We start from the raw sequence: 26,214 nt of genomic DNA, 5'->3' as shown, positions 1-26,214 counted from the left end.
CTACTTTTTTACCGTAGCATTTAATGGCACTTGCTTCCTTACAAAGCACCTGGAAATGAAAAACCTATTGTAGCAAAAATAACCTATTTTTCGGTTATTTCTTATTCTGAGCGAAAGCTGATAACTTGTGGTCCGGCGGCGGAAGCGCTGCACTTTCTCTATGGGTAAATCCATTGTTTTTACAGTTACCACTGACCTGAACCATGACCAGCGGATGCAGCGCATTGCCGGTACTTTGGCCAATGCCGGCTTCTCCGTTACGCTGGTAGGGCGGGAGCTTCCGCAGTCGCTGCCGCTCAAACCTGCTAATTTCAAACAACACAGAATCTCTTGCATTTTCTTGAAGGGCCCTCTTTTTTACCTTGAGTACAACCTCAGGCTGATTTTCTGGTTCTTGTTTCAAAAATTTGACATTTATGGCACGGTTGACGCTGATACTGCCTTAGCCGGAATTATTACGAATTTCTGGCGCCGAAAGCCTCTGGTTTTTGATGCACATGAGTTATTTCCTGAAATGCCAGAAGTGACACACCGTACGTGGGTAAAAAAAGTGTGGGCCTGGCTTGAGGAAAAAGCTTTTCAGCGGTCAGATGTAGCTTATACGGTTAGCGGCTCTTTGGTACATTATTTCCAGAAAAAGTACAGAGCACCTGTGCACCTTATTCGGAACATGCCCTTTCGCAAGCCTTTTACCCCCAGCGCACCGCCTTCAACTCCTTACTATATATACCAGGGAGCATTGAACGTAGGGCGTGGACTGGAGAATGCCATTGCGGCTATGGCCAGTGTACCTGCTCAATTGATGATATGTGGCGATGGTCCGTTGGCAGATGTCTTACGCCAACAGGTGCAAGATGCGGGGCTGCAAAACAAAATAATTTTCAAAGGGAATGTAGCTCCTGATGAACTCAGCACCTTAACAGCAAGCGCTTACGCCGGCCTTATGCTCTTAGACAACCAAGGCTTAAGTTACTATTATTCATTAGCTAACAAATTCTTCGATTATGTGCAGGCCGGAATTCCGCAGATTTGTGTTCCCTTTCCGGAATACCAACGACTAAATGAAGAGCATGAGGTGGCTGTATTGACCAACAATACCGTTGAAGAAGTACGCAATGCTTTGCTGATGTTACTGAACGAGCAGCAAACGTACACAAGGTTGACGCAAAATACCCTGAAAGCCCGAGAGCAATGGAACTGGGAGCAGGAGGGACCGCGGCTTGTTCAATTATATAATTCCCTGTGATAAAGTAGATGGAGAAAAAAGTTCTGATTGTAGTTGTAGGGCCCACAGCAGTAGGTAAAACAGATTTCTGTGTGGAGTTGGCGAAATATTTTAACACTGAGATTATTTCCATGGACTCCCGGCAGTTTTTCAAGGAGTTGAGCATAGGTACAGCCAAACCATCTCCTGAAGAACAAGGAGGCGTCATCCATCATTTTATCGATTCACATTCTATTACAGAAAATTACAACGCGGGTGCTTTTGAACAAGATGCTTTGCAGCTGTTGCAACAGCTATTCAGGCAGCATAAAGTGGTTGTTGCCACTGGTGGCTCAGGCTTATATGTGCGGGCGTTGTGTGAGGGCTTGGATGAAATGCCCGAAGTTCAACCTGAGATCAGAGAGGAATTGATGCAAAGGCTTTCCACTAAAGGATTGCCTAGTTTAGTTGAGCAGCTCTCAGCCTTAGATCCGGAATATGCCCAACAGGTAGACGTGCAGAATCCGCAAAGGGTGATAAGAGCCTTGGAGGTCTGCCTGAGCAGTGGCCGTTCTTACTCCTCGTTCAGAAAGCAAAACTCTTCCAATAGCAGAGATTTCCAAATTATAAAAATAGGGTTAAACAGAGACCGCGCCGAGCTGTACCACCGCATTGACCTGCGCATGGACCAGATGCTGGCACAGGGGCTGCTGGAGGAGGTGAAAGAGGTGTATGCCTATAAGCAACACCAGGCGCTCCAAACAGTGGGCTATACCGAGTTATTCGATTATTTAGACGGTGTCTATGATTTTGAAGAAGCCTCCCGTTTGCTAAAGCGCAACAGCCGCCGATACGCTAAAAGACAGCTCACCTGGTTTAACCGAGACCCTGAAATCAAGTGGTTTCACCCTTCGCAATTTCAGGAGGTGCTGGATTATGTTCAAAAGGAAATAGCCGCATCTGTTTCAGGTGTTGATGAAGAAAAAAATGCGCATGAATAAGTTAGTTTCTCCTGCATGCTTTTCTCCACCTATGGAGAGACTGAGGGGAATTGGTTACAATCGGAAGTAGTTAAAACAGAAATGCGCTTTGGGCCCGTTTTATGAAAAACAGGCTCAAAACGCATTTCTGTATAGAAAAGTCTACGTATTAGCTGCTCAGAACTTCTACTAACTTCAGGAAGCTCTCGCTGATCGGCTTTTTCTTGGTAATGGTATCATGGAATGGAGTGTAAACAATCTCTCCGTTGATAACACCTACCATTTCATTACTGCGTCCGGCCAGCAAGCCTTCTACAGCTGCCATACCCATTTGGCTGCTCAGTAAGCGGTCGGCGGCGGTAGGGCGGCCACCCCGTTGAACGTGACCGATAATAGTCACCTTGGCATCCATTTGCGGGAGCGCTTGCTTTACTTTAGCGGCTATCTCAGTGGCTCCGCCTTCATCGTCGCCTTCGGCAACTATGATTATAAAAGACGTTTTAGACCGGCGCCAGCCTTGCTGCAGTGTCTCAATCACATCAGACATAGACGTAATGGTCTCCGGAATAAGCACCATTTCGGCGCCGCCCCCAATGGCACAAGGCAACGCAATGTAGCCAGAGTCGCGCCCCATAACTTCCACAAAGAACACCCGCTCATGGCTGTCTGCCGTGTCGCGGATCTTATCAATGGCGTCAAGGGCTGTGTTTACAGCAGTGTCATACCCAATGGTGTAGTCGGTGCCGTAAAGGTCATTGTCAATGGTGCCGGGGCAACCTATAATAGGAACGCCGTATTCTTGATGGAATATTTGGGCACCGGTAAAAGTACCGTTCCCGCCAATGGCTACAATCCCCTCTATTCCAAACTTAGAAATCTGGTCATAAGCTTTTTTTCTGCCTTCGGGAGTCTGGAATTCCATACAGCGGGCCGATTTAAGAATGGTGCCCCCTTTTTGGATGGTATTGCTGACAGAATGGGAAAACAGGCGGTAAATTTCGCCCTGAATCATTCCGTTATATCCACGGCCAATGCCGTATACTTCTAATTTATGGTAAACTGCCGTTCGTACCACCGCACGAATACAGGCATTCATTCCCGGAGCGTCTCCTCCGGACGTAAACACACCTATTTTTTTCATGTATCTTAAGGAACTAGTCAGCAAAGTACGGCAATAAGAAAGAAAACTCAAGCTTTTTTGCATAAACCCCCATCAGAACTACCCTTTACAGCCCCCAAACGCTTATCTGCAAAAAATGAGATATTCGTGTCATTACAACTTTTTAAAGCCTATTTTGCAGGAAAATCAACATTTCCTAAGCTGGGTTTAGCTTTTTTTTTGATATTTTCGTAAATTATTGAGTATAAAAGTGCTTGTGCAACAGTTATGCAAATTTTGTGCAAGCCGTGAAAAAATTTCCACTTACAAACTTCAATGTCATCTATGTTTTCAATATTTGAGAGTGAAGAAACCAAGCGGCTGAAAAGTCACATCATCAATTTAGGTGCCCTGGCAAAAATTGATGGTCATTTAGATGCCTCGGAGATTGAGCACATCATTTCTATTGGGCAAAGGAAAGGCATGAAGGCCCAAGATATAAAAGCGTTGCTGGCAGATGCAGGCGACACTAAAATGACCATGCCCAACAATGACATTGACCGCTTTGACCAGATTTATGATTTGGTGGAGATGATGCTGGCCGATGGAATTGTGGATGATTCTGAAATGGATTTCTGCCTGGACATAGCCACTAAAATGGGCTTCCGTAAATCGGTGGTTGGTGTGTTGATCAAAAAGATTACAACTGGGGTAAAAGACGGGATAGACCGTGATGCCATTCTGCGCGACGCCATGAACGTGCTGGAGCTGGAGTAGCTAAAACAAGCTAATCTCCTGCCTCATATTTTTTGAATTTACCGTTCTCATACACGTAGGTAGCAGTATAGTTTTCTGCCCCTACTGAAACAGCATCGTTAGGGAAAATAAGGTTTTTCTGGGTGCTGTAGTCGTAGTATTTACCGTCTTTTTTTGCCAATGACAGGTAGTATAGGCTTCTGTTTTTGCCGCCTATATTTTGGAGGGCGTTTCTCTGCAGTACGTGTTCCTCCCAGTCACCTCCTTTGTCTTTTTTAATATACACAATAACAGACGCCGAATCATTCCTGACAATTTGTACAGCATAATCAGTTCTCTGGTCACCGTTAAAGTCTGCTTGTAGGAAATACGGTCCCTGCTCAGATTCAGGTATACGCTGGGCATCTACATCTGTAAGGGTAGGGAGTTCCCACTTGCCCTGCCTTTGATTTAAACTTGCTTTTAGCTCCGAAGGCAATTCTTTCTTGATATCTAGGGGTGGCCCAGTAGTGGTTTCAGTGCCATCTATATTGGCGTTATTCAGTGAATCTATTGTTTGTTCCAGTGCCTGAGACTCATGGGCCATTTGGTCCTCCTTAGATTTGCAGGCAACAAGCAGCAAGAGCATAAAAATGACAATACGGTTCATGGCGTGCAAAGGCTGTTTGTGCTTTTGTACGTTGCAAGCCTATAAATGCTCTATTCCTGAGTGTGTTTTTAACCTGTTTTTCAGAAAACAAGCCTAAAACAATCAGCTATTAGTGCTTACGGCCATAAAACCGGTACCAGAAACAGGATGATGGTAACCAGAATAAGCGTTAGAGGGGAACCTATCCTCAGAAAGTCTTTGAATGTATATTTTCCAGGGCCATATACAAGTATGCAAGAAGGCTCAAAAGGTGTAATCAAAGAAACAGATGCTGACAGCATAATAGCAATGGCAAAAGTTCGGGGATTGGCTCCTAATTCAGTTGCAGTTTGCAGGGCAATAGGGAGTACTACCAAAGCCGCTGCCGCATTAGACATAGGTTGAGTGAGAAAGACTGTGAGCAGAATAAAGCCCGCCAGAATAAGGGTTATGCCGAAGGGTTCTAGCAGGTCAACAATCCATTGTGCCAAAAAATGGTCGGCACCCGTGTTTTCCATGGCCAAGCCAAAGGCTGTCATACCACCTATCAAAATGAGCAGCCGCCAGTCAATTGATTGGTAGGCCCTGTCAGTAGAGATACACTTAAACAATACAGACATTAGAGCGGCTGACACAAAACTGATGGAAAGCGGCAAAACGCCGGTACTGCCCAGCAGAATGGCCAAAATAAAAAAGCCCAGAACCAGAATTCCTTTCCGCTCTTTAAACAGAAACGGCTTAAATTCATCTAGCACAGCCAAGTGTTGGTTCATTTTAATGTACTCCAAGCGTTCTGCCGAGCCTTGAACTAAGAGCAGATCTCCTAACTGAAGCTGTACGTCGCCTATTTTAGTTCTGATAGTTTCTCCCTGCCTTGACACGGCCAACACCACCAAGCCAAACCGGCGCAAAAATTCAATTTCCCTGATGCTGCGGGCCATCAAATCTGACTTGCTTGTGATCAGAATTTCAGCGAGCCTGATGTCTCCGCCTACCAAATCATCTTCTACAATCACATCGGCCCGAATGGAGATTCCTTTGGTTTCCTTCACCTTTATCAGGTCATCCATTTCACCTTCAACCAGCAAGATGTCGTTCGCGCGAATACGGGTGCGGTAGTCAGGCAAAAAGTTTTCTTTGCTCCGGATAATGTTCAGAATGCGGAACCCCATTTTAGAAAGGTCAGAGGCAAAAGCAATTTGACCAATCAGAGGAGAGTCCTCCTGAATGACAATCTCTGTTAAATACGTTTTGATGTTGTACCGTGTGGTGAGCCCCTGGCTTTTAGCTTCAGGTAGCAGGTAACGGCCAACGGTCATCATGTAGGCAATGCCCACTCCAAATATTATGAGGCCAATACCAGAGAACTCAAAGAAACTGAAAGGCTCTAGCCCCGCCTTGCTGATGTACCCACTCACCGCTACGTTGGTAGAGGTGCCAATAAGAGTACAGGTTCCGCCCAAAATAGAAGCGTAGGCCAAGGGCATAAGGTATTTGGAGCTACTGGTCTGCATTCGTTTTGCCACCCCAACCACCGGAGTTACAAACAAGGCGGTAACGGTTGTGTTGTTCATGAACGCAGATATAATTCCGGGCACAACCATAATGAAAAGGAGCAGGGTAAGAGGGCGATGGCCGGTGTGGCGCATCATCCAGTTTACCAGAAAATCAAGCACACCGGTGTCCTCCAGCGCGGCGCTTAACACAAATATAGAAGCCAGTATTATGATAAAGTCGCTGCTGAAGCCAGCAAACGCCTCTTCAGGAGTGATGATCTTAGTAGTGGTGAGAATGATGAGCAGAATCAGCGTGACCACATCTACAGAGAGTTTCTCTGAGGCGAAGAGGGCTACAGCTGCCAACAGTAAAAATAAGACAAGGGCAATCTCCATGGTGGTTGCGCTGGGTTACAATAGTTGGGAGCCTGTGAGAGAGCAAAAGAATTAATAAACCAATAACTGGTACTTACATCTATTGGGGAATGGCTTGTTGTCAACAACCACTAGGTAGCGCCAACCGCTGAAAGACATAAGTATGGTGGTAGAGGTATTGCTTCTCAAGATTGTAGTTCGTTGTGATTTAAAACCTGACGGCATTTTTACTCCGTAAAGTTCAGTTCGTGACTTGTACTCTGTAAGGTGGTAAAAGGTTAAGGGTTTTCTATGCTTGTTTTAGGCTAATTTTTCAGAAAAGAAGCTAATAACGCACGTTTTCACGAATAGCTTCCAAAATTATAGAGCAGGCTTCATCAATTTCGCTCATGGTAATGGTTAAGGGCGGAGCAATACGCATAGAGTTGTCGCAGAACAAAAACCAGTCAGTGAGTAATCCTTTTAAGATAGCAGTATCAATCACAGCCTTTAAAATAGCAAAAGATTCAAATTCTACCGCCATCATGAGGCCGCAATTTCTGATTTCCTGAATGGCCGGGTGCACCAGCTGTTGTTTGAACTGCTCCGCTTTTAGGGCAACCTCCTTCAATAATCCTTCTGTCTGTATAACCTCTAAGGTAGCCAGAGAAGCGGCGCAGGAAACCGGATGGCCGCCAAATGTGGTGATGTGCCCCAGCATTGGGTCATTCTTAAGGCTGTGCATGATCTCACGGCGAGAGATGAACGCGCCAATGGGCATTCCGCCACCCATGCCTTTGGCACAGGTAACAATATCTGGCACCACCTCAAATTGCTCAAATGCCCAAAATGTGCCGGTGCGCCCAAAACCACTCTGTATCTCATCCAATATCAATAAAGCACCTACCTCTGTACATCTCTTCCGGAGTTTTTGCAGATACTCTTTTTGAGGTACCCTAACACCAGCTTCACCTTGTACCGTTTCTAATATAACGGCGGCGGTTCGGTTGGAAATTTGTTCCAGGTCTTGCTCTGCGTTGTGGCGTATGTGCCGCACGTCTGGCAGCAGCGGCCGGAAGGCTCTCTTGAAACTTTCAGAACCATTGAGCGAGAGTGAACCTTGGGTGGAGCCGTGGTAGGCATTGTTGAATGCAATCAGCTCAGAACGACCGGTAAACCGTTTCGCCAGTTTACAGGCTCCCTCTACGGCTTCGCTGCCAGAAGAAACAAAGTACACGTTGTCAAGACCGGGAGGTAAGGTTTGCGACAGGGCGCGCGCCAGTTGCGCCGGCGGCGCTTGCACAATTTCACCGTACACCATCAAATGCAGGTATTTGTCAAGCTGCTCCTGTATTGCCTGCAGTACTTTCGGGTGTCTGTGCCCCACATTGCTTACCCCAATTCCTGATATTAAGTCTAAAAATCGCTCTCCTGCAGGGCCATACATATACACTCCCTCGGCTCGCTCCACTTCTAATAGCAGAGGAAAATCAGTGGTTTGGGCTTGGTGCTGGAGAAATAATTGACGGGCTGAAAGCATTTTTGTATAAGTTCTTTCAGCGAAGGTACACAGAAAGCTCTAAACTCATGTAGCTAACTAATGGCAGCAATGCTGTTTTGAAGCTGTTTTATGAAAAAGAGGGCTAAAACAAGGGAGCAGGGGCAGGTGTATTCAGTAGAGGGAAAGGGGGCAGTGATCTGAAAGACGGTGCGATATCTTCAGGCAACAAAAAAGGAGGCTAATGCCTCCTTTAAAAATATATTGTTAACGCCTGGAAGACGTTTGCAGCCGCTCTAGAAGCAGTTTGGTGAATTCACGTTCAGAGCGGTAAAGCAGGGCCAATTGCTTTGGTGAAATGACCCGCAGGTACCGATCCATGTACTCATTATCTAAATCCAATTCCCGCTGACGGTAAGACAATCGGGTTTCCAAACTGGCCTTTACTTGTTCGTTACTTTGGTTGTTCAGGTTTTCTTCACGGAGCGATCGTAGCTTTCGCTTCAATTCATACCTTTTTGTATTGTACTCATTGTAAATAGGCCAGAAACGCTGCGCCTGCTCAGGGGTTAGGCTAAGTTTTTCTGTAATGAAGGCAATTTTGGCATTTTCAATCTTCTCAAGACGTGCTTTCTTCTCTTCCGGAGTTTCTTTGTATTTTTGAGCTTGTGCCATAGTTCCCCATAAAAGAAGAACCAACAGGGGAAATAGTGATTTAATATTCATCTCTAAGCAGTGATTCAGTTACGTTTTTATCTTCCAACAGCTCCATGGCGGCATCTAAATTAACATCTTCGCGCCTCACTTCAATAAACTCCAGTCTATGCGGTGGTGAAACAGCGGCAAACTCTGCCAGTTCGGCGGCATCTAAATCTGACTGGTGGAGTAGGTACTGCTCAATTTCAGTGTCAGAAACTGAAGCCAAAGAAGTGTCTGACGAACTACTGATGGTGCTAAAGGTGTAAGTTGCCAAAAAGGCTATCACAAATACCAGGGCCATAGTGGCTGCAGCAAAAGCCGGCCGTAGTTTCTTCACCCAAGACCACGGAGCCGTAACGCCCACCGGACTGGCATACGCAGTGCGTTCCATGATGCGGGTAGGTAATTGGTCAAAGTACCGGCTGGGGGTAGTAAAGCCGTGTTCTTTGGGCACTCCATTCATGTTCATCTCTTTCTCTTCCATACTTATCAATCTGTTAGACAAGGATTAGCGGCTGTGGTTTAATTGTTCTTTAAAAACTCTTCTATTTTTTTTACCGCTATATGATAAGAGGCTTTCAAAGCCCCCACAGAAGTGCCCAATATTTCTGATATCTCTTCATACTTGAGATCATCAAAATATTTCATGTTAAAGACCAAGCGTTGCTTTTCAGGCAGACGCAGAAGTGCCTTTTGTAGTTTCAGTTGCACCTCTTCACCAGTAAAGTGGTCAGAGGAGTCCAGTTTTTCAGCTAATTCAGCAGCCACATCATGCAGGGGCAGGAAAAACCGCTTTTTTTTGGCGCTCAAGAAATTGAGGCACTCGTTGGTGGCAATTCGGTAAATCCAGGTGTAGAGTTGGGAGTCTTTCCGGAAAGATTCTAAATGGCTCCAGACTTTTACGAAAACTTCCTGTGTCAGGTCATCGGCATCGTCGTGGTCAATTACCATTTTACGGACATGCCAATACACTTTCTGCTGATACTTTCGAACCAGTTGGTTGAAGGCCAGATTGCGGGAGTCTGGGTTCTGGAATTTTTCTAAAATTTCCTTGTCTTCCAAATGTCGTTATCCGTTGTTCGTGATCAGTTGTTCAGAAAGGTTGTAACGGGACGTGCTTCTGTTTTAGGGCTGATTTCTTAAAAATAGCTCTAAAACAGAAGCACGGATTTTTAATTAAACGCTTGTCTAGGTTTTTATTTTGTACCGGAAGAAAAAAACATAAACAGGCTCTATGAATAATTCAGAAAGTAAAAAGGAAGTAACCTGGCTAAAGGATCACTATTTCTTCCGGCTGATGGCACGTTTCACCGCATCCACAATGCTGGTTTCATTGAGGCCGTACTTTTCCATCAGTTGATCAGGGGTGCCGCTTTCACCAAAAGTGTCGTTCACCGCCACAAATTCCTGCGGAGTAGGTAATTCCTGTGCCAGCACTCTAGCTACTGACTCACCTAATCCACCCAGGTAGTTATGTTCTTCAGCGGTCACCACACAACCAGTTTTGCGCACTGAGGCTAAAATGGCTTCAGAATCCAAAGGTTTAATAGTGTGGATGTTGATGATTTCTGCGTCTATGCCTTGCTCCGCCAATATTTTGCCGGCTAAAATTGCCTTCCAAACCAAGTGACCGGTAGCCAGAATGGTTACGTCTTTGCCTTCGTTCAACATAAGGGCTTTGCCAATCTCAAACTTCTGGTCTGCAGGGGTGAAATTAGGTACCACCGGGCGGCCAAAGCGCAAGTAAACCGGCCCTTCATATTCAGCAATGGCAATGGTGGCGGCTTTGGTTTGGTTGAAGTCACACGGGTTGATAACCGTCATGTGCGGCAACATTTTCATCATGCCTATATCTTCCAGAATCTGGTGGGTAGCACCGTCTTCACCTAGGGTAAGGCCGGCGTGTGAGGCGCAGATTTTCACGTTTTTTCCTGAATATGCCACCGATTGACGGATTTGGTCATATACCCGGCCAGTAGAGAAGTTAGCGAAAGTACCTGTGAAAGGAATTTTGCCTCCAATAGTCATACCGGCGGCCAACCCTATCATGTTGGCTTCGGCAATACCTACCTGGAAGAAACGCTCCGGAAATTCTTTGATGAAATCACCCATTTTCAAAGAGCCCACCAAGTCGGCGCAAAGGGCTACAACATTAGGGTTGGTGCGACCTAATTCTAACAGGCCAGCCCCGAAACCCGAGCGGGTGTCTTTAGATTCTGAGTAAGGGAAATCCTTCATTTTTAATCGAAAAGTTTTACCGTAGTGGTTTGGTTCGAACTAATTTTAAATGTCTTGACGTAGGTGAATTTGCTGGACAAGGCAGACCGCATTCTATACACAACGCGGTAGTGGCCTGGCTGCAAAGGTAAACTTATTTTACTGCTACCTTCCGGAATATTATAGATCCAGTTCTGGACCCCGTCATCCCCAATTTCATAGATACTGCCGTACCCTTTGAAATCTTGGGTGATGTTCAGTAAACCTGGCGGGTCAAAAGTAACGGTAGAGGCCAGGCCCTGCTGAATGGTTACGTAACGGGTAATGCGGGGCATGGTCAGCAACTCTATTTCATACTGCCCTGTCAGGTATTTGCGCTGCGAAGTAAAAGTCTGCACATTAAGTATCTCCTTTTGCCCCCTTTGCCTTACCAAGGCTTGTAACTTCCCGTAGTAGGTAGGTGCATCTTGCTTTAAGTATATGTACCCCTGAGGCGATTTAACTTTTATGACATTGTGCTTGCCGGGTTCAATGTGCAGTTGGCGCATGGTAACGGCTGGCACAGTATTCACTACAAGGTCATAGGTTCTCAGGGCATCAATCTCCAGCACATCCGGTTTGCCTTTTTCATCCATGTAATGAATGAGGTTGTACTCCGGCAGTTGAGATAAACTGTTGACGAAGGTCATGTTCACATTTGATTCCACAGCCCGCCCTGCATCATCGGTGAGCACAACTGAAACAGTTGTTTTCTTTAGCGCCAGATTGATGACATTATCCATTATATTATAGAATGTCTTTACATCTGATGCATTGTAGTAGGTGCCCATGCAGCCAAACTGTTGCTGATAACCAGGGTCTTCGCCTAACCCAATAATAAATGGCTTCAGGAACACATTCTTCTTTTGCAGTGCCAGAGAGGTAGCGCACGGATCTCCTCCGCAACTTTCCAGCCCATCGGTAATGATAATGATTACGTTGCGCACATTTGGCTCCTGCGGGAAGTCGTTTCCAGACTGCTCCAGTGAATAGGTAATGGGGGTATTGCCCTTTGGTACTATCTGCTGTAGCTTTCTGCGAATGGCCAGTGCATTCTTTTTCCCGAACGGTACCTCGAGTTTGGTGTCTTTGCAGTTCCGCTCATTTGCCATTGACTGATGCCCGTACACCCGCAGCGCAACCTCAAGGTTAGGGTAAGCCTCCAGTGAATCTGCCATGCGGCTCAGCATGTACTTGGCAATAGTCCAGCGGTCTGAATTCTCCCATTTGGCAAACATGCTACCAGAGGCATCTAACAAGAAAAGAAGCCTGGTTTTAGTTGCCGGTGTACTGGCAGTACCTGAAGCCGAATTTTTTGTTCCTTGGGCAATGGTAGGCAGGGTAGCTCCCAAAAGTAGGAAGCAACACACCAAAAAAGCGGCCGCGCGAACCAATTTCATACCGAAAGGAAAGGAGCCGGCAAACCTGGATCAGGCTGCCGGCTGAACTTGATTAATAGTCGTTGAGGGTTTCTTTCAACTGCACCAGTGCCTGCTCTAATTGAGCATCGTTTGGTGCCACACCGTGCCATTTGTGAGAACCCATCATGAAGTCTACACCAAAGCCCATTTGGGTGTTCATAAGAATCACCACTGGCAAACCTTGGCCAGTCAGAGACTTGGCTTCTTCTAATGTTGGAAGAAGTTGGGCAAAGTCATTTCCGTTTTCACAGTGCAATACTTTCCAGCCGAATGACTCAAACTTTAAGCGCAGATTGCCCAGACTCATGACCGCATCTACCGGACCGTCAATTTGCTGTCCATTATAGTCTACCGCCCAAATGATGTTGTCTACTTTATGGTGGGCGGCATACATGGCAGCTTCCCATACCTGACCTTCCTCCAGTTCACCGTCGCCAGTAAGCACGTACACCAGTTTATCATCATTGTTCAGCTTTTTAACCTGGGCAGCGCCAATTGCTACTGAAGGACCCTGGCCTAAAGAGCCGGACGCAATACGTATACCCGGTAAGCCTTCGTGCGTGGTAGGGTGGCCCTGTAAACGTGAATCTAATTTACGGAAGGTAGAAAGCTCCTTTGGGTCAAAGTAGCCGGCGCGCGCCAAAACACTATACCAAACTGGTGAAATGTGACCATTTGATAAGAAAAACAGGTCTTCGCCCTCCCCGTTCATGTTGAATTCGGGGTTATGGGTCATTTGTTTGAAATACAGCGCTACCAATAACTCAGTACAGCCCAATGAGCCGCCAGGGTGTCCAGAGTTTACCGCATGCACCATACGGACGATGTCGCGGCGTACCTGGTGGGCTACATCTAACAACTGTTCTGTTTCGTAATTAAAAGGGTTCATATAAATAAGGTGATAATGGTCTGGTATTGAAGAGAAGCGTTCTTGTTTTGGGGCTTATTTCTGCAAATTAAGTCTAAAACAGCTACATATCTGCTACTTGAAACATAATTTTAGGCTGAAGCTCTACTTGCAGAATTTACTTAACTAATTGAGCCGTGTGATTTTTAGTGTCTACCTTCTTGATGATGTCTTCAATGGTGCCCTCTTCATCAATTACAAAGGTGTAGCGCATGGTGCCCATGTACTTGCGGCCGTACATGTTTTTCTCTTGCCAAACACCATATTTCTCCACTATCTGGTGTTCCGTGTCGGCTAGCAGCGGGAACGGCAGGTTGTATTTCTCAATGAACTTCTGGTGTGATTTCTCATCATCAACACTCACACCTAGCACTACATAGCCTTTGGCTAAAAGAGCATCGTAATTGTCGCGGAGGTTGCAGGCTTGGGCGGTACACCCAGGAGTATCGTCTTTAGGATAGAAGTAAAGCACTACTTTTTTCCCTTTGAAATGGCTGAGTTTAATCTGACTTCCGTTCTGGTCTTTTACCTCAAAGTCTGGGGCTGGTTGTCCTTTTTCTAGCATCATATTTAATGAGTTATGAACAATGATTAATGATTAAAAAATAATGGAGATAGATTAAAATGAATGTTGAAGCTTTTCATACAACTAATTCAAGAACATTTAATCATTATTCATTACTCATTAATCATCTGTCAAATTTTAGTAGTGTAAACAGCTTCGTTGCCTACTGAGTCTTTTACCCTTAAAACCACGCCGCCGGACAAAGGTACTGTTTTATCTAAACGCTCTGAGGTAAGGGTGGCGTTTTTGTGCTCCCACTTAAGTAAGAGCCACTGACCGTTTACCTCGCAATGCCAAGACGCAATGCCTGAAAGGTTGTCACTGATCCGGAAGCTGATTTCTGAGGAGTTTTTCTTCACTAGTTTAATGGTAGGGGCAACCGTATCGGTTAAAACTTTATAGCGACCCAGGTCTTTCACCTGAAATGTAATGGCATCGCCGTTCCAGGTGCCGCCTAAATATCTTCGGCCTTTGCCCCAGCCTAAGTCATACACGGCAGCCTTGCTTTTGTCTGCCGGTATTTCTCTTGGCCTGATGGTGATTTTGGCAGGTTCAAAAAGCGTGATGAGTGGGTTATTGACATGGATGACATCTTGGGAATCATGCAGGGTTTGCAGAAACAAGGTATCATACAAAGAGTTCTTTGAGAAGGCTATATCCATAAACCTGTTGGTGTACAGAAACTCAGTGTTAGGTGGAATTAGCCGATTGAACGGGAATTTAACTTTCGTGCCATCCAAAATGGCGGAGTCAGGTATGCCGCCAATCATGTTGTACAGGTAAACTGAACCCGCAGCATTCTTGTAAGATGGAATAACAGCATACTTATAATTGCCAATGTACAAATCAAGATTACGCTTTGCCTGGGCTGTGTCAGCTGCTGTTATTTTAAGGATGCTCTCCATCACATCATAGCTGAGTTTAGGAGTTTTCACCTCTGGTCTTCCAAGTTCTTGGTAAGCGCTGCTTTCGCCGCGAACCATGAACCGCAGTTGGGTTAAATTATTGTAGGAGTCCTTTAGGTCGGCCACCACTTCATACAGCTTACCTTCTTCAATTCTAAAGCGACCGCGGTCAGCGTCTACTTCATAAATAGGCAAAGTATTTCCGTCTGCCACGTACAGGCGCTGAAATGCCTTGTTTGTCAACTTCAACACCGGAAAATTAATATGAACGGATACCTGTCTTGACTTTTCAAAGGGTACATTGTCAATTAGGTGGCGGTAAACGGCCTCGCCATTTACACGCAGTTCCATGGCCTGTACTCCGTTTCTGTTGGCGGCGCCATTGTACTGGTCAATTGCCTGAATCTCCAGCCCCAACAAACCTGAGGCTTTAAGGGTGTCTTTGATGGTATACAGGTTGCCCTGTTTTTCTGGGGTGAATTCTTTGCGGCTATATTCTCCCTGCACACGGGCATCTATGCTCTGCGGGGTTAAGGCAAAGTTGTATACAGTAGGCGGCACCTGGTCCACTACTTCTGTAAAACCATATTGCAGCGGGTTTAGGAGTTTGTTTTCTGCGTCGCGTACTTCAAAATGCAAATGGGGCCCGCCTGAGCCTCCTGTGTTTCCGGAGTAGGCAATGATGTCACCTTTCTTTACCGGGAACTGGTTTTGGGTAGGATACACATCAATGTCAAAATCTTTTTTCTGGTACTGCAGTTGTAGCATGTGCTGCGCCAGGGCAGGAGGGAAGTGATTTAGGTGTGAGTAGGTAGTTACTAATCCATTGGGATGTGTGACCACTATATGGTTGCCGTACCCGTAGCTGGATATCCTGACTCTGGAAATATACCCATCAGCGGCGGCATAAACAGGTAAACCAATTTTCATATCGGTTTTAATGTCAATACCGCCATGAAAGTGGTTTGGGCGTATTTCCCCCATGCTACCAGACAGAAAGTTCTGGGTTCCCGGCTTAATAGGAAACAGAAATGGGTTGGCAGGGTTAGACGCCGGAGCTGGAGCTGGAGGGGTTGTGCTGGTTTGTCCCCACCCTAATGTGCTTAAGCCTAAAAGACCAGTTAATAAGAAAGAACGGATATTATTTAACTTCAAAATTCAGTAAGGTTTTATCTTCTACAAACGCCTCTAGTCTATCACCTATTTTGATTGGCCCCACTCCAGCCGGTGTGCCGGTAAAAATGAGATCTCCCTTTTTTAAGGTAATAAACCGCGACATATACGTAAGAATTGCCGCAAAGTCGTGAATCATCATGCTGGAATTGCCTTGCTGTTTCAGTTCCCCGTTAACTTTTAGGCCAAAGGTAATATTATCAAAGGCCGGGAAATCTTCTACAGGCAGAAAAGAAGAAACAGGAGCTGAACCATCAAATCCTTTCGCCAGGGTCCAGGGCAGGCCTTTGGTTTTTGCTTTGGTTTGCAGATCTCGGGCGGTAAAGTCTACACCAATGCCAATGCCGTCAATGTATTTGCTTGCGAACTTGGGCTGAATGTTTTTCCCTTCCTTGCCAACACGAAGTACCAATTCAACTTCATAATGGATGTCGGTTGAGTAGTCTGGGTAATAAAAAGGGTCATTGTTCCGGAGTACGGCCGTGTCTGGTTTAAAAAAAATAACTGGCTCGTCGGGCACCTCATTCTTAAGCTCGGCTATATGTTCAGCGTAGTTACGGCCTATGGCAAGTATTTTCATGTCGGTTTTTATTTTCAAAGATATAGCATTTAGAGTTTTTTATGCCCATTCAGGTAGTAGACTTATACGTTTGCTAAAATTTGGCATGAAATTATATATAGGAAAAACTAGATTTGTGCTGGAGGATGGCGTGAGGTATCACCAAACATAGGAATTACCGTATACGGGTACATTCCGGAAAAGGGAATGCCGCTGGCTGAGTCCAGATTATGTACCATTAAACCTATGAAACAAATGAATTTCCTTAGAAATGCTCTTTTGTCCTTGGCTGTATTAGTTACTGTTGGTTGCTCTACGGTGCCTATTACCGGCCGCAGACAAGTCTCTCTGGTAAGTGACCAAGAGGTAATGCAGATGTCTCTTCAAGCTTACCGTGAAATGATGTCTCAAAGTAAACTGTCTAACAACGCCCAGCAGACGGCCATGGTAAAGAGGGTGGGGCAACGCATTCAGCAGGCGGTAGAGACCTATATGCGCCAGCAGGGAGCCTCAGATCAACTAGCCGGTTATCAATGGGAGTTTAATTTGATTGATGACCCAAAACAGCAGAACGCATTTGCCATGGCAGGTGGGAAAACAGCAGTTTACACTGGTTTGCTTCCTATTACCCAAGATGAAACTGGTCTGGCCGTAGTAATGGGTCATGAAATTGCGCACGTAATCGCAAAACACGTGAATGAACGAATTAGCCAGCAAATGCTAGCTGAGGCAGGGGGGGGGGTTATTGGAGCCGCAACCGGACAGGGTGGTGCCACTTCACAAGTGGTAAATGTAGCTTATGGTATTGGAGCCGGTGTAGGAATGATGAAGTTCGGCCGTACCCAAGAGTCTGAGGCTGACAGGTTGGGGTTGATCTTTATGGCTATGGCTGGCTATAACCCAGAGGCAGCTCTTACCTTTTGGAAAAGAATGGATGCCGCCAGCGGTTGGCAGTCTCAGCCGGAAATATTAAGTACGCACCCTTCAAACCAGACCCGTATTGCCGATATTCAGAAGCACTTGCCGGAAGCAAAGAAATACTACAGCGGTCGCTAAGCTTTATGAAGATAAATTCTAAATGGTTGATTTTTGGAGCTGTACTTATGGCATTGCTCTTGAAATCTGATAAGGCCAAGTAGTTGGTCAGTGAACAGTAATCAGTTATAAGTAAGCATTAATAGTGTTAAATAGCAGTTGGGAATGGGTTACAAAGATAAAGTAACAATAATCTAACATGTAAAGAGCAAAAGTCAAAAACAGAGAAGCCTACTTCATTTGAAGTAGGCTTCTCTGTTTTTGACTAGATTTTAGAAAAATGAGCTAAAAACAAAATGAGTTATGCTTTATTCCACCCTTTATATTTGTATAAAAGCATTTTTTTAACTGTTTACTGATCCCTGTTCACTAATCCCTGTTATTGTTTCATTGCCGTTTGTTGCAGAGCCCCTCTAAGCTTTATTTTGGTCAAAACCTTCTTGGTGTAGAGCGGGAAATCTCCTTTCATCATCCAGTCATAATAGCTGGGTTCTTTTTTGAGCACATCCTCTACTGGTATATTTTTATGCTTCCCGAAGTTAAAAACTTCTACGCCATCAGCGTTAAAGGCAATGCGGCCAGAAAGATCAGCTGTTTTTTGAAAGGTGAACTTATGCAGGGCCTGCATATCGTTCTTGACCGGGAAATCACTTTGGTCTTCCGCGCCGGGCAGGGGAGCGTTCTCATAGAATGACACCTGACTTTTCAGGATTTCATACGTGGCCACGGTGTCGGCTTCGGCTGAGTGGGCGTTTTCTAAGGTTTTGTCGCAGTAGAATTTGTAGGCCGCAGAAAGCGTACGTTGCTCCATTTGGTGGAAAATTCGGCAAACATCTACAATGGCTCTGTTCTCAATGTCAAAGTCTATGTTCACACGCAAGAACTCCTCTGCAAGCAACGGAATATCAAATTTAATCAGGTTGAAGCCTCCTAAATCACAGCCTCGCAAAAAATCGTCCAGTGACCGGGCCAGTTGAGCAAACGTGGGGCAGTCAGCCACATCGTCGTCATAGATCTTATGGATCATACTGGACTCAATGGGAATAGGAATGGTGGGATTCACGCGACGGGTTTTAAGAATTTCCTCGCCGTTAGGCATCACCTTCAACATACTTATCTCCACAATACGGTCTTTGCAGATGTCCACGCCTGTGGTTTCCAGGTCAAAGAAAACAATGGGTTTGCGTAGGTGTAATTTCATAGGCGACGTCTGATTAAGAAGCGGTAACGGTTTGGGCCAGTTTCTGTAAATCCAAATTGCCGAAGGTGCCAGAGGTCATCATCAGCAGGTTCTTGTCTTTCCAGTTTTGTGACAGTAAAAATTCTTGTAAAGCCTGGCTATCTGTAAACACTTCTATCTTCTCGTCGCCAAACGCTGCCTTCAGATCTTGCGGATCAAGAGGGGGCATACGCTTGTGCTCCAGGGTCTTGGGGTTAAAGTACACAATCTTGACGTCTGGTGCTAAGAAAGTACCTTTATATTGAGGTAAAAAATCTTTGTTGAGGCTGCTGAACGTGTGCAATTCAAGGCAGGCGATGAGCTGCCGCTGCGGATATTGCTTTTTCAGAGCTTCAGAAGTGGCTTTTAACTTAGAGGGAGCGTGGGCAAAATCTTTATACACCAGCGTGTGCTCATTCTCCCCAATTTTCTCTAAACGACGGGCGGCTCCTTTGAAAGTGGCCAGTGCCTCATAGAAAGCCTGCCCTTTAATGCCAATGCGCTTGCAGACTTCTTTGGCAGCGCTGATGTTGCGCAGGTTGTGCTCCCCGAATAGCTGAATCTCTACGTCGTCCTTCTTTGTCTTAAGAATTGTTTTACCGCTTTTCTTGATCTTGTGCTCATGAATGGTGTAGCCGACGTAGTTCACGTCTGTTTTATTGGGCACACACACTTCCAACACCTGCTCATCATCTTGGTTGTAAATAAGTGAGCCGGCTTTTGGCGTCATCTCCACAAAAATGCGGAACTGCTCGCGGTAATTCTCTTCGGTAGGGAATACATTGATATGATCCCAGCTGATGCCGCTGATCACGCCAATGTGGTGATGGTATTTATGTATTTTAGGTACCCGCTGAATAGGAGAGGACAAATACTCGTCGCCCTCAATCACTATAATAGGAGCATCATCGGTCAGTTTCACCATCAGGTCAAAACCCTCTAGCTGTGCGCCCACGGCATAATCAAACTTACGGCCATGGTACTTCAGCACGTGCAGAATAATAGACGTAATAGAAGTTTTACCGTGACTGCCGGCAATTACAATGCGCTGTTTATTCTTTGACTGCTCGTAAATGAACTCCGGGAAAGAGAAAATTGGGATGTTGTTTTCCTGCGCAAACAACAATTCAGGGTTATCGGCGCGGGCGTGCATGCCTACAATTACGGCATCTGGCAGAGGCTGCAGTTTTTCAGGAAACCAACCTTCCTGCTCAGGAAGCAGTCCTTCTGCCTGCAATCTACCTTTAGCCGGTTCAAAAATCTCATCGTCAGAGCCAGTAACTTTCAAGCCTTTGCGGTGCAGGGCCAGGGCTAAGTTGTGCATGATGCTGCCGCCAATGGCAATCATGTGGATGTGCTGATACGCCGATGTACTCATGTAGTCTATCTCAAAGAAAGCAAATGTAAGGATTTTAGCCTATGCTCTCTAGCTACGCAGCCAACGGATTTGTGGATATGTGACAGGAAATTTGTGGATTACTTTTGAAGAATAGTTTTGAGGAAGAAGAATTCTGATCTGGGGATAGGTCTGTTTTAGCCCTGTTTTCTTAAAAAGAGGCTGAAAACAGGTTGTGTCTTTTCTGAAGATTTTCCCTGGCGCAAGCGTCCGCTTGTGTCCGCTCGTATTCCTGATACTCCCACTTTGAAGGGGGCGAAGGGGGATGTTTACACAGATGCGTCCTTATATTCCAGATCTTACTCTTTTGCGGTCATCCTTCTTTTGAGGTCATCCTGAGCGCTAGCTGAAGGATCTAAAGAAAACTATTACTCCTGCCAGAGATATTGCCTCCTCCATCGCTTTACCCTCTGCCGTTGTTGCGTGTTCTCACCAACAACTTAAAAAGCTTTTACTCCCTCTGCCTTTATTACTAAACCTCAAACTGCCTCTCTCCCTGCCGGGGTTTGTCACTTTTCTCCTTGATGAGAAAAGTAACCAAAAGAATCAAGAAGCCCCTGACTCGCTGCCGCTCAGACAGGAGGGGCTTCATCTATTTTACCACCTGGCAAAAGTGCGCTGTTCCATAGCGGAAGTGGCTACTACTGACTTGTAGCTGCACTACTTGCTCCCGCTAAGCGCCTACGTGCCCTTGGCACTGCGTTGCCCGCTCCCGCAGGATAGGCTAAGGAAGGTGCGGTCTTTAGTCACTTCTTTTTGACTCTAGACTCAGGACTCTCGACTCAAGACTCAGGACTAAAATTGTGGATAGATACCTGTTTTATGTGGATTACCGGAGGCGTCAAAAATCTTACATTTGTCATTATGGAGGAGACGAAACAGATACAGAGCAGGGGCAGAGCCGCCTGGAATACGAAAAATGCTGTGCCTCAGGGTTTAGGCAAACTTCCGCCTCAAGCCTTGGAGTTGGAGGAAGCCGTGTTGGGAGCACTCATGCTGGAGAAAGATGCCCTTACTGCAGTAATTGACCTTTTAAAACCTCAGAGTTTTTACAAAGACGCGCATCAGCGCATTTTTAAAGCTATTCTGGCTTTGTTTGACAAGTCAGAGCCTATAGATATTTTAACGGTTACCCAGGAACTGCGCGAGCAGGGGGAGCTGGAGTTTGTGGGTGGTGCATATTATGTAACGCAACTAACGACAAGGGTAAACTCCGCGGCCAATATTGAATTTCACGCCCGTATCATTACTGAGGCTGCTATCAAGCGTGACCTCATCAGTATTTCCTCCGAAGTATTAGGCCGCGCCTATGAAGATACCACCGACGTGTTTGACCTGCTGGACAGCACCGAAGCGAAGCTTTTTGAGGTGAGTGAGTCTAACATCCGGAAGAACTTTGACGACATGCAGTCTTTGATGCACAAAGCCATCAAAGAGCTGGAAGCCAAGAAAAGCCAGAAAGAAGGTTTGACGGGTGTGCCAAGTGGTTTTACCGCGCTAGACAGAGTAACTTCAGGCTGGCAACCCTCAGACTTAATTATCTTGGCGGCACGTCCGGCTATGGGTAAGACGGCGTTCGTGGTTTCGGCCATGCGGAACGCCGCGGTTGATTTTGGCAAAGGCGTGGCTATCTTCTCGCTGGAGATGTCCTCTATTCAGTTGGTAAACCGTCTTATATCTGCCGAGGCGGAGTTGGACTCGGAGAAAATCAAGAAAGGTAATCTTGCGGATTATGAGTGGACGCAGCTGAACCACAAGATTACCAGATTAAGCCAAGCGCCTATCTTTATTGACGATACCCCGGGTCTTTCCATACGGGAGCTTCGTACCAAGTGCCGCCGATTAAAAGCGCAGCATGACATCCAGATGGTGATCATTGACTACCTGCAGCTGATGAGCGGCAACGCGGAAGGCAGCAAAGGCGGAGGTAACCGTGAGCAGGAAATTGCCTCAATTTCAAGGGCGCTAAAGCAGCTAGCCAAAGAGTTGAACGTGCCCGTGATTGCCCTTTCGCAGTTGAGTCGTGCCGTGGAAACCCGAGGCGGTGACAAAAAGCCTATGCTTTCTGACTTACGTGAATCCGGGTCTATTGAGCAGGATGCCGATATGGTATGCTTCCTGTACCGTCCGGAATACTACGGTATTACCGAAGATGAAATGGGAAACCCAACGCTGGGTGTGGGTGAAGTAATTATAGCCAAGCACCGGAACGGTGAAGTGGGTAGTGTGGCTCTTAAATTCATTGGTAAGTACACTAAATTCGGTAACCTGGAAGATGGCTTTGGCGGAGGCAGCCCATTTGACGGAGGAGGAAGTTTCCCGGTTTCTGATTTCGACGGACCGGCAGCTGGCGGAGGTGCTCCTAATACCATTAGGTTAGGTAGCAAAATGAACGATGGCGGCGGATTCCCTCCATCTTCTTTTGATGATGCTCCTCCGTTTTAACATCTGCGGTGTTGCAAAATATTCAGAAAGGCTGCTTCTCATAAGAGAGGCAGCCTTTTGTTTTAGAGCTACTTTTTAGAAAATAGCTCTAAAACAGATTAGCAAAGAACATTATATTCATAAAATGTAGGTAGATAGTAAGTAATACCAGAAGTTACTTCCTCTGAAAGAAGAGGAAAAGGAATTTCTTTTCTGACGCGGTAAACGTATGGGGCGATCAAAAGGCATCAAAAATGAATAGAAATCAAACTAAAATAGCCGTGATAGGATGTGCTATAGTTTCAGTTTTGTTAATAGGTGGATTCATGTATGTTTTTACTTCACTTGATAATAGCTTCTGGATAACATCAAGAACTATTGAGCTGAAGTTACATGATTCCGTAAAAAAAGCCATTGTAATAATTGATAAACAAGCTATACATCCAAATTCAATGAACCTAAAAATGACTGGTGCATTAAATGGAGATGGAGTACTACAATTTGGTTGGAGCGATTCAATCTTTTATCGTTCAGACACATTGCATGGCAACTTTAGTATAAACTATAAGAGTCTTGATTGGTATAATGACACATGCTTTTTTAAATTTGAACCTTTAACAGCCACAAAGGGAGATTTAAAAATTGAGTGTGAAATCTTTTCAAGCAGAAAATGAAATTTTACACACCCACACATACTTCTTAGGTAGCTACACTACTATCCCTTTCCCTTTCATTTTATTATGAAAACTCGTTTACTCCTGATGCTGTTTTACATGGGCATCACCAATTCTTTTGCTCAGATTAACATAGCTGATTCTACGGCACAGGTAATAGGATACTGGGACAAAAAGGAAAAGCAAACCTATACGGTCACCCAAGAAAGTATCAAGGTGAAAGGCACAGATACCACGTCGCGCGAAACCATGAAATACGACGTAGATATCACTATTTTAGACTCAACCGCCACCTCTTATACCATTGAATGGCATTACAGAAACTTTAATTTGAGCAGTTCTAATGTGTTGGCCTTGAAGATGGCCCGTATTCAGCAAGACCTGAAAGTAGTCATCAAGACAAATGAGATGGGCTCTTTTCAAGAGGTGGTGAACTGGAAAGAGGTAAGAAACCAAGTAAAAAAGTCTGTAGAAAAATTGAAGAGGGAGTTGGGGAACGTTCCGCAGGTAGTGGAGGTGCTTAAGAAGACGGAAGGACTTTACAATTCAAAAGAAGCGATTGAGGCAGTTGCTGTTAATGATATACAGCAGTTTTATACTTTCCATGGAGGTAAATATACTTTAGGTGAATTACTGGAAGGCCAAATGAAAGTATACAATCCGTACGGTTCTGAGCCTTTTGATTCTGAAGTCACGGTATATTTAGATGAAATAGATACGGAAGACAGCAATGTGATAATGCGGGCTACGCATGAAATTAATCAGGAGCAGCTGATAAAGGCTACACATTCTTACTTAGTAGATATTTCAAAAAATTTGAAAGTTACTCCACCTAAACTGGAAGACCTGAAAGACATCAGTAATGAAATTTTGGTAGCCTCCAGAATTCATGAATCTGGGTGGGTGATGTACAGCGTGCAAACTAAAATCATAAAGGCAGACAACACCACCAGCATAGAAGAAAGAACCATAGACTTACAGTAATATCTGGCCTTACCCTTTCTTTTCAGCATGATACTTAACACCTACCGCTATATTGCCGGTGCCTTGCGGGTACATTATTGGGTACTTACGTTGTTTCTTTTTTGCGCCTGCTTTTTGGGCAGCCCCTATGCACGTGCCCAAAATAGCCCAGACACCGAAAAGCATCTCTACTTTTACCACGTGTGGGGTTTTCTGAAGTACCACCACCCAGCCTTGGCCGTAGGTAACATTTCTGCCGATTCACTTTTTCTGCGCTACCTGCCGCCGCTTGACAACGCCTCAACCCAAAAAGAAGTAAACCAGGTGCTAGCGCTTATGCTACAGGAGGTAGGAATGCCTGGCACGCCCAAAGTAACACCGTCCCTCAACAAAACTCCCCATGCCTTTCTGCTTCGGAACTTAGATGACCGCTGGCGCACCCGTTCAAGGTACCTGAATGCAGATAACCGGAAAGCTCTTCAGACAGTATTTGACCACCGTTTCACCGACGAAAAGCACCAGTACACCTATGTGCGGTATAATCCCTATGGCGGCACCATGCCCAATGAACCGGCCTATGAAATTCCGAAGGAAGAAAATGTGCCGTATGCCCTCCGTATGTTGGCCCTGGCTAAATTCAAAGCCTTTGTAGATTACCTGTACCCCCATAAATACCTCATGGATGAGAATTGGGACATGGTGGTGCAGGATTTTATTCCGTTGTTCAGCCAAGCCGGAAGCCGCCAAGCTTATGAAACGGCTTTATTAGGATTGAACGCCCGCCTGGATGACAGTCAGGCCTTTCCTTTTTTTCGGCAGCTGCATTACAAAGAAAGTATCTTCAAGAACAAGTTCTATCCGCCCTTTGACTATAAAGTGATAGATCGAAGAATAGTCGTTACAAATCTGATTGATCCAGAACTTTGCGCAAAATCTAATATTCAAGTGAATGATGTTCTGGAAGAATTAGATGACCAACCAATTGATGTATGGGTATCGGCGCTGGAAAACGTTTTGTCAGTTTCGAACAGATCGGCGTTATGGGCCAAGGTAGGAGAGTGGGGAGATAATTTATTGTTTCGCTCCGCTGATTCAGACACAAAGGTGCTATTGCTGCGGGGAAATGATCTCATAAGTGTAAATCTGCAGCTAATAGACCCGCTGCAACCAGATAAAGCCCAGCTCATAGATCAATATTTCAAAAAAAGGCTGAATCCAGTAAAGAAAAAGAAAGGGCTGCAGTGGATAGGAGACTCCATTGCCTATGTTCAGATCAATGACACAGAGCGGCTGTCAGAAGATGTGCAAATAGAGGATATTGGAAAGCGATTAGATTCATTGTTCAACCAGATAATAGCCGCCAAAGGACTTATACTAGATTTACGCGGTACGCCAGACAATTCAGACTTTGTGTATGAACACCTTTACCGGAAATTTGGCACCGCAGATAACTTATTTGCCCGCTATTACTTGCTAAACCCAGAAACTCCTGCAACTTATAGCTATCTGGCCAGAAGAGAGGCATATTTTCCCACTAACATTACTCCTCTGGGGGCGCCTCGTCCTGCCAAAGTTGTGTTACTGGTAAACGGCTCCACCCAAGGTATTGGAGAGTGGCTGGCCATGAACCTGCAACACCTTTTTCCAGAGGCTATTACTATTGGGCAGCAAACCGCCGGAGCCGACGGCGATGTAAAACGTTTTTACCTGCCTGGTAATTATGTGGTGGAATGTACGGCAAACGCCGTTTTTTATCCTGACATGACAACCACCCAACGCATTGGCATAAAAATAAACCAAGAGGTGAAATCTACTTTAAAGGCGATGCAGGAAAAAAGAGATGAGCCTTTAGACCGAGCCATTGAATTAATCAATGCCAACTGATTGATGAGCTGTATTAGCGCTATTTTCTGAAAAAGAGGGCTAAAACAGCAGCCATCAGAATTGTGACGGTTTAGCAGCGTCTCCCTGAGAAATATTAACCATTTTCAATCTGGTATAAT

At 45.4% G+C, this 26,214-nt stretch carries 23 protein-coding genes; 8 read left to right on the top strand and 15 right to left on the bottom strand.

The genetic code is table 11. From position 1 onward, the window contains the following. The first annotated feature begins 160 nt into the window (after positions 1 to 160). Both A8O23_RS12105 and miaA read left to right on the top strand, forming a co-directional pair. Positions 161 to 1,246 (top strand): glycosyltransferase, encoded by a 1,086-nt coding sequence (locus A8O23_RS12105; protein ID WP_082883023.1) that lies wholly within the window; start codon positions 161 to 163, stop codon positions 1,244 to 1,246. Positions 1,247 to 1,254: 8 nt separating this feature from the next. Beyond that, complete coding sequence (gene miaA, locus A8O23_RS12100) at positions 1,255 to 2,205, top strand: tRNA (adenosine(37)-N6)-dimethylallyltransferase MiaA (protein WP_066621554.1); 951 nt, start codon at positions 1,255 to 1,257, stop codon at positions 2,203 to 2,205. Positions 2,206 to 2,353: 148 nt separating this feature from the next. Here miaA and pfkA read toward each other — a convergent pair whose 3' ends face one another. Next, the gene (pfkA, locus tag A8O23_RS12095) at positions 2,354 to 3,325 is read right to left on the bottom strand and encodes a 6-phosphofructokinase (protein WP_066621552.1); all 972 of its coding nucleotides are present in this window, start codon (positions 3,323 to 3,325) and stop codon (positions 2,354 to 2,356) included. Between the two features lie 303 nt (positions 3,326 to 3,628). On the opposite strand from pfkA, the gene A8O23_RS12090 reads away from it, so the two are divergent. Beyond that, positions 3,629 to 4,060 (top strand): tellurite resistance TerB family protein, encoded by a 432-nt coding sequence (locus A8O23_RS12090; RefSeq protein WP_066621550.1) that lies wholly within the window; start codon positions 3,629 to 3,631, stop codon positions 4,058 to 4,060. Between the two features lie 10 nt (positions 4,061 to 4,070). On the opposite strand, the gene A8O23_RS12085 is transcribed toward A8O23_RS12090, so the two are convergent. The 12 genes from A8O23_RS12085 to A8O23_RS12030 all read right to left on the bottom strand — a co-directional run bounded on the left by A8O23_RS12085 (position 4,071) and on the right by A8O23_RS12030 (position 16,521). After that, the gene (locus tag A8O23_RS12085) at positions 4,071 to 4,688 is read right to left on the bottom strand and encodes a hypothetical protein (protein ID WP_066621545.1); all 618 of its coding nucleotides are present in this window, start codon (positions 4,686 to 4,688) and stop codon (positions 4,071 to 4,073) included. 116 nt (positions 4,689 to 4,804) lie between these two features. Continuing rightward, positions 4,805 to 6,559: an SLC13 family permease gene (locus A8O23_RS12080; RefSeq protein ID WP_066621543.1), complete on the bottom strand. Its 1,755-nt coding sequence runs from the start codon at positions 6,557 to 6,559 to the stop codon at positions 4,805 to 4,807. 304 nt (positions 6,560 to 6,863) lie between these two features. After that, entirely contained in the window at positions 6,864 to 8,057 is a 1,194-nt protein-coding gene (locus A8O23_RS12075) for an aspartate aminotransferase family protein (protein WP_066621541.1), read from the bottom strand. Between the two features lie 225 nt (positions 8,058 to 8,282). Continuing rightward, positions 8,283 to 8,690 (bottom strand): Spy/CpxP family protein refolding chaperone, encoded by a 408-nt coding sequence (locus A8O23_RS12070; RefSeq protein WP_066621539.1) that lies wholly within the window; start codon positions 8,688 to 8,690, stop codon positions 8,283 to 8,285. A gap of 40 nt (positions 8,691 to 8,730) precedes the next feature. After that, a complete protein-coding gene (locus A8O23_RS12065; RefSeq protein WP_066621531.1) occupies positions 8,731 to 9,198 on the bottom strand; it encodes a hypothetical protein in 468 nt (155 codons plus the stop codon). A gap of 38 nt (positions 9,199 to 9,236) precedes the next feature. Beyond that, complete coding sequence (locus tag A8O23_RS12060; RefSeq protein ID WP_066621529.1) at positions 9,237 to 9,776, bottom strand: RNA polymerase sigma factor; 540 nt, start codon at positions 9,774 to 9,776, stop codon at positions 9,237 to 9,239. A 219-nt stretch (positions 9,777 to 9,995) separates the two neighbouring features. Further along, positions 9,996 to 10,952: a transketolase family protein gene (locus tag A8O23_RS12055; protein ID WP_066621524.1), complete on the bottom strand. Its 957-nt coding sequence runs from the start codon at positions 10,950 to 10,952 to the stop codon at positions 9,996 to 9,998. Positions 10,953 to 10,954: 2 nt separating this feature from the next. Beyond that, complete coding sequence (locus A8O23_RS12050) at positions 10,955 to 12,370, bottom strand: vWA domain-containing protein (protein ID WP_066621522.1); 1,416 nt, start codon at positions 12,368 to 12,370, stop codon at positions 10,955 to 10,957. A gap of 52 nt (positions 12,371 to 12,422) precedes the next feature. After that, a complete protein-coding gene (locus A8O23_RS12045; protein WP_066621512.1) occupies positions 12,423 to 13,280 on the bottom strand; it encodes a transketolase in 858 nt (285 codons plus the stop codon). A 136-nt stretch (positions 13,281 to 13,416) separates the two neighbouring features. Beyond that, entirely contained in the window at positions 13,417 to 13,866 is a 450-nt protein-coding gene (gene bcp / locus A8O23_RS12040; protein ID WP_066621510.1) for a thioredoxin-dependent thiol peroxidase, read from the bottom strand. 128 nt (positions 13,867 to 13,994) lie between these two features. Next, positions 13,995 to 15,923, bottom strand: coding sequence for a M23 family metallopeptidase (locus tag A8O23_RS12035; RefSeq protein WP_239693395.1), 1,929 nt, complete (start codon positions 15,921 to 15,923; stop codon positions 13,995 to 13,997). Continuing rightward, on the bottom strand, positions 15,910 to 16,521 hold the full coding sequence (locus A8O23_RS12030) for a fumarylacetoacetate hydrolase family protein (RefSeq protein WP_066621508.1): 612 nt from the start codon (positions 16,519 to 16,521) through the stop codon (positions 15,910 to 15,912). Before A8O23_RS12030 ends, A8O23_RS12035 begins: the two co-directional genes overlap by 14 nt. 225 nt (positions 16,522 to 16,746) lie before the next feature. On the opposite strand from A8O23_RS12030, the gene A8O23_RS12025 reads away from it, so the two are divergent. Further along, positions 16,747 to 17,556, top strand: coding sequence for a M48 family metallopeptidase (locus A8O23_RS12025; protein ID WP_066621864.1), 810 nt, complete (start codon positions 16,747 to 16,749; stop codon positions 17,554 to 17,556). Between the two features lie 358 nt (positions 17,557 to 17,914). Here the strand turns inward: A8O23_RS12025 and A8O23_RS12020 are convergent, their stop codons facing one another. Both A8O23_RS12020 and A8O23_RS12015 read right to left on the bottom strand, forming a co-directional pair. Continuing rightward, entirely contained in the window at positions 17,915 to 18,736 is an 822-nt protein-coding gene (locus A8O23_RS12020) for a 3'-5' exonuclease (RefSeq protein WP_066621506.1), read from the bottom strand. Between the two features lie 13 nt (positions 18,737 to 18,749). After that, entirely contained in the window at positions 18,750 to 20,132 is a 1,383-nt protein-coding gene (locus A8O23_RS12015; RefSeq protein WP_066621504.1) for a UDP-N-acetylmuramate--L-alanine ligase, read from the bottom strand. Between the two features lie 882 nt (positions 20,133 to 21,014). On the opposite strand from A8O23_RS12015, the gene dnaB reads away from it, so the two are divergent. The 4 genes from dnaB (at position 21,015) to A8O23_RS11995 (ending at position 26,095) form a co-directional block, all read left to right on the top strand. Next, positions 21,015 to 22,595, top strand: coding sequence for a replicative DNA helicase (gene dnaB / locus A8O23_RS12010; protein WP_066621502.1), 1,581 nt, complete (start codon positions 21,015 to 21,017; stop codon positions 22,593 to 22,595). A 233-nt stretch (positions 22,596 to 22,828) separates the two neighbouring features. Beyond that, positions 22,829 to 23,248 carry a hypothetical protein gene (locus A8O23_RS12005; protein WP_153042179.1) on the top strand — a complete coding sequence of 140 codons (420 nt, stop codon included), beginning with the start codon at positions 22,829 to 22,831 and terminating at the stop codon, positions 23,246 to 23,248. 66 nt (positions 23,249 to 23,314) lie between these two features. Then, positions 23,315 to 24,232: a hypothetical protein gene (locus A8O23_RS12000; protein WP_066621499.1), complete on the top strand. Its 918-nt coding sequence runs from the start codon at positions 23,315 to 23,317 to the stop codon at positions 24,230 to 24,232. A 27-nt stretch (positions 24,233 to 24,259) separates the two neighbouring features. Continuing rightward, entirely contained in the window at positions 24,260 to 26,095 is a 1,836-nt protein-coding gene (locus A8O23_RS11995) for a S41 family peptidase (protein WP_066621498.1), read from the top strand. The last annotated feature ends 119 nt before the right edge of the window (positions 26,096 to 26,214 follow it).

This window comes from Rufibacter roseus (assembly GCF_001647285.1).
GTDB lineage: Bacteria > Bacteroidota > Bacteroidia > Cytophagales > Hymenobacteraceae > Nibribacter > Nibribacter roseus.
Note: the sequence above shows the minus strand (reverse complement) of the source record. Positions and strands in the feature narration are given on the sequence as shown.

Bases quoted from the DNA above. Each gene is read 5' to 3' on its own strand.
- A8O23_RS12105 (WP_082883023.1), top strand. From the start codon at position 161: ATGGGTAAATCCATTGTTTTTACAGTTACCACTGACCTGAACCATGAC.
- miaA (WP_066621554.1), top strand. From the start codon at position 1,255: ATGGAGAAAAAAGTTCTGATTGTAGTTGTAGGGCCCACAGCAGTAGGT.
- pfkA (WP_066621552.1), bottom strand. From the start codon at position 3,325: ATGAAAAAAATAGGTGTGTTTACGTCCGGAGGAGACGCTCCGGGAATG.
- A8O23_RS12090 (WP_066621550.1), top strand. From the start codon at position 3,629: ATGTTTTCAATATTTGAGAGTGAAGAAACCAAGCGGCTGAAAAGTCAC.
- A8O23_RS12085 (WP_066621545.1), bottom strand. From the start codon at position 4,688: ATGAACCGTATTGTCATTTTTATGCTCTTGCTGCTTGTTGCCTGCAAA.
- A8O23_RS12080 (WP_066621543.1), bottom strand. From the start codon at position 6,559: ATGGAGATTGCCCTTGTCTTATTTTTACTGTTGGCAGCTGTAGCCCTC.
- A8O23_RS12075 (WP_066621541.1), bottom strand. From the start codon at position 8,057: ATGCTTTCAGCCCGTCAATTATTTCTCCAGCACCAAGCCCAAACCACT.
- A8O23_RS12070 (WP_066621539.1), bottom strand. From the start codon at position 8,690: ATGGCACAAGCTCAAAAATACAAAGAAACTCCGGAAGAGAAGAAAGCA.
- A8O23_RS12065 (WP_066621531.1), bottom strand. From the start codon at position 9,198: ATGGAAGAGAAAGAGATGAACATGAATGGAGTGCCCAAAGAACACGGC.
- A8O23_RS12055 (WP_066621524.1), bottom strand. From the start codon at position 10,952: ATGAAGGATTTCCCTTACTCAGAATCTAAAGACACCCGCTCGGGTTTC.
- A8O23_RS12050 (WP_066621522.1), bottom strand. From the start codon at position 12,370: ATGAAATTGGTTCGCGCGGCCGCTTTTTTGGTGTGTTGCTTCCTACTT.
- A8O23_RS12045 (WP_066621512.1), bottom strand. From the start codon at position 13,280: ATGAACCCTTTTAATTACGAAACAGAACAGTTGTTAGATGTAGCCCAC.
- bcp (WP_066621510.1), bottom strand. From the start codon at position 13,866: ATGATGCTAGAAAAAGGACAACCAGCCCCAGACTTTGAGGTAAAAGAC.
- A8O23_RS12030 (WP_066621508.1), bottom strand. From the start codon at position 16,521: ATGAAAATACTTGCCATAGGCCGTAACTACGCTGAACATATAGCCGAG.
- A8O23_RS12025 (WP_066621864.1), top strand. From the start codon at position 16,747: ATGAAACAAATGAATTTCCTTAGAAATGCTCTTTTGTCCTTGGCTGTA.
- A8O23_RS12020 (WP_066621506.1), bottom strand. From the start codon at position 18,736: ATGAAATTACACCTACGCAAACCCATTGTTTTCTTTGACCTGGAAACC.
- A8O23_RS12015 (WP_066621504.1), bottom strand. From the start codon at position 20,132: ATGAGTACATCGGCGTATCAGCACATCCACATGATTGCCATTGGCGGC.
- dnaB (WP_066621502.1), top strand. From the start codon at position 21,015: ATGGAGGAGACGAAACAGATACAGAGCAGGGGCAGAGCCGCCTGGAAT.
- A8O23_RS12005 (WP_153042179.1), top strand. From the start codon at position 22,829: ATGAATAGAAATCAAACTAAAATAGCCGTGATAGGATGTGCTATAGTT.
- A8O23_RS12000 (WP_066621499.1), top strand. From the start codon at position 23,315: ATGAAAACTCGTTTACTCCTGATGCTGTTTTACATGGGCATCACCAAT.
- A8O23_RS11995 (WP_066621498.1), top strand. From the start codon at position 24,260: ATGATACTTAACACCTACCGCTATATTGCCGGTGCCTTGCGGGTACAT.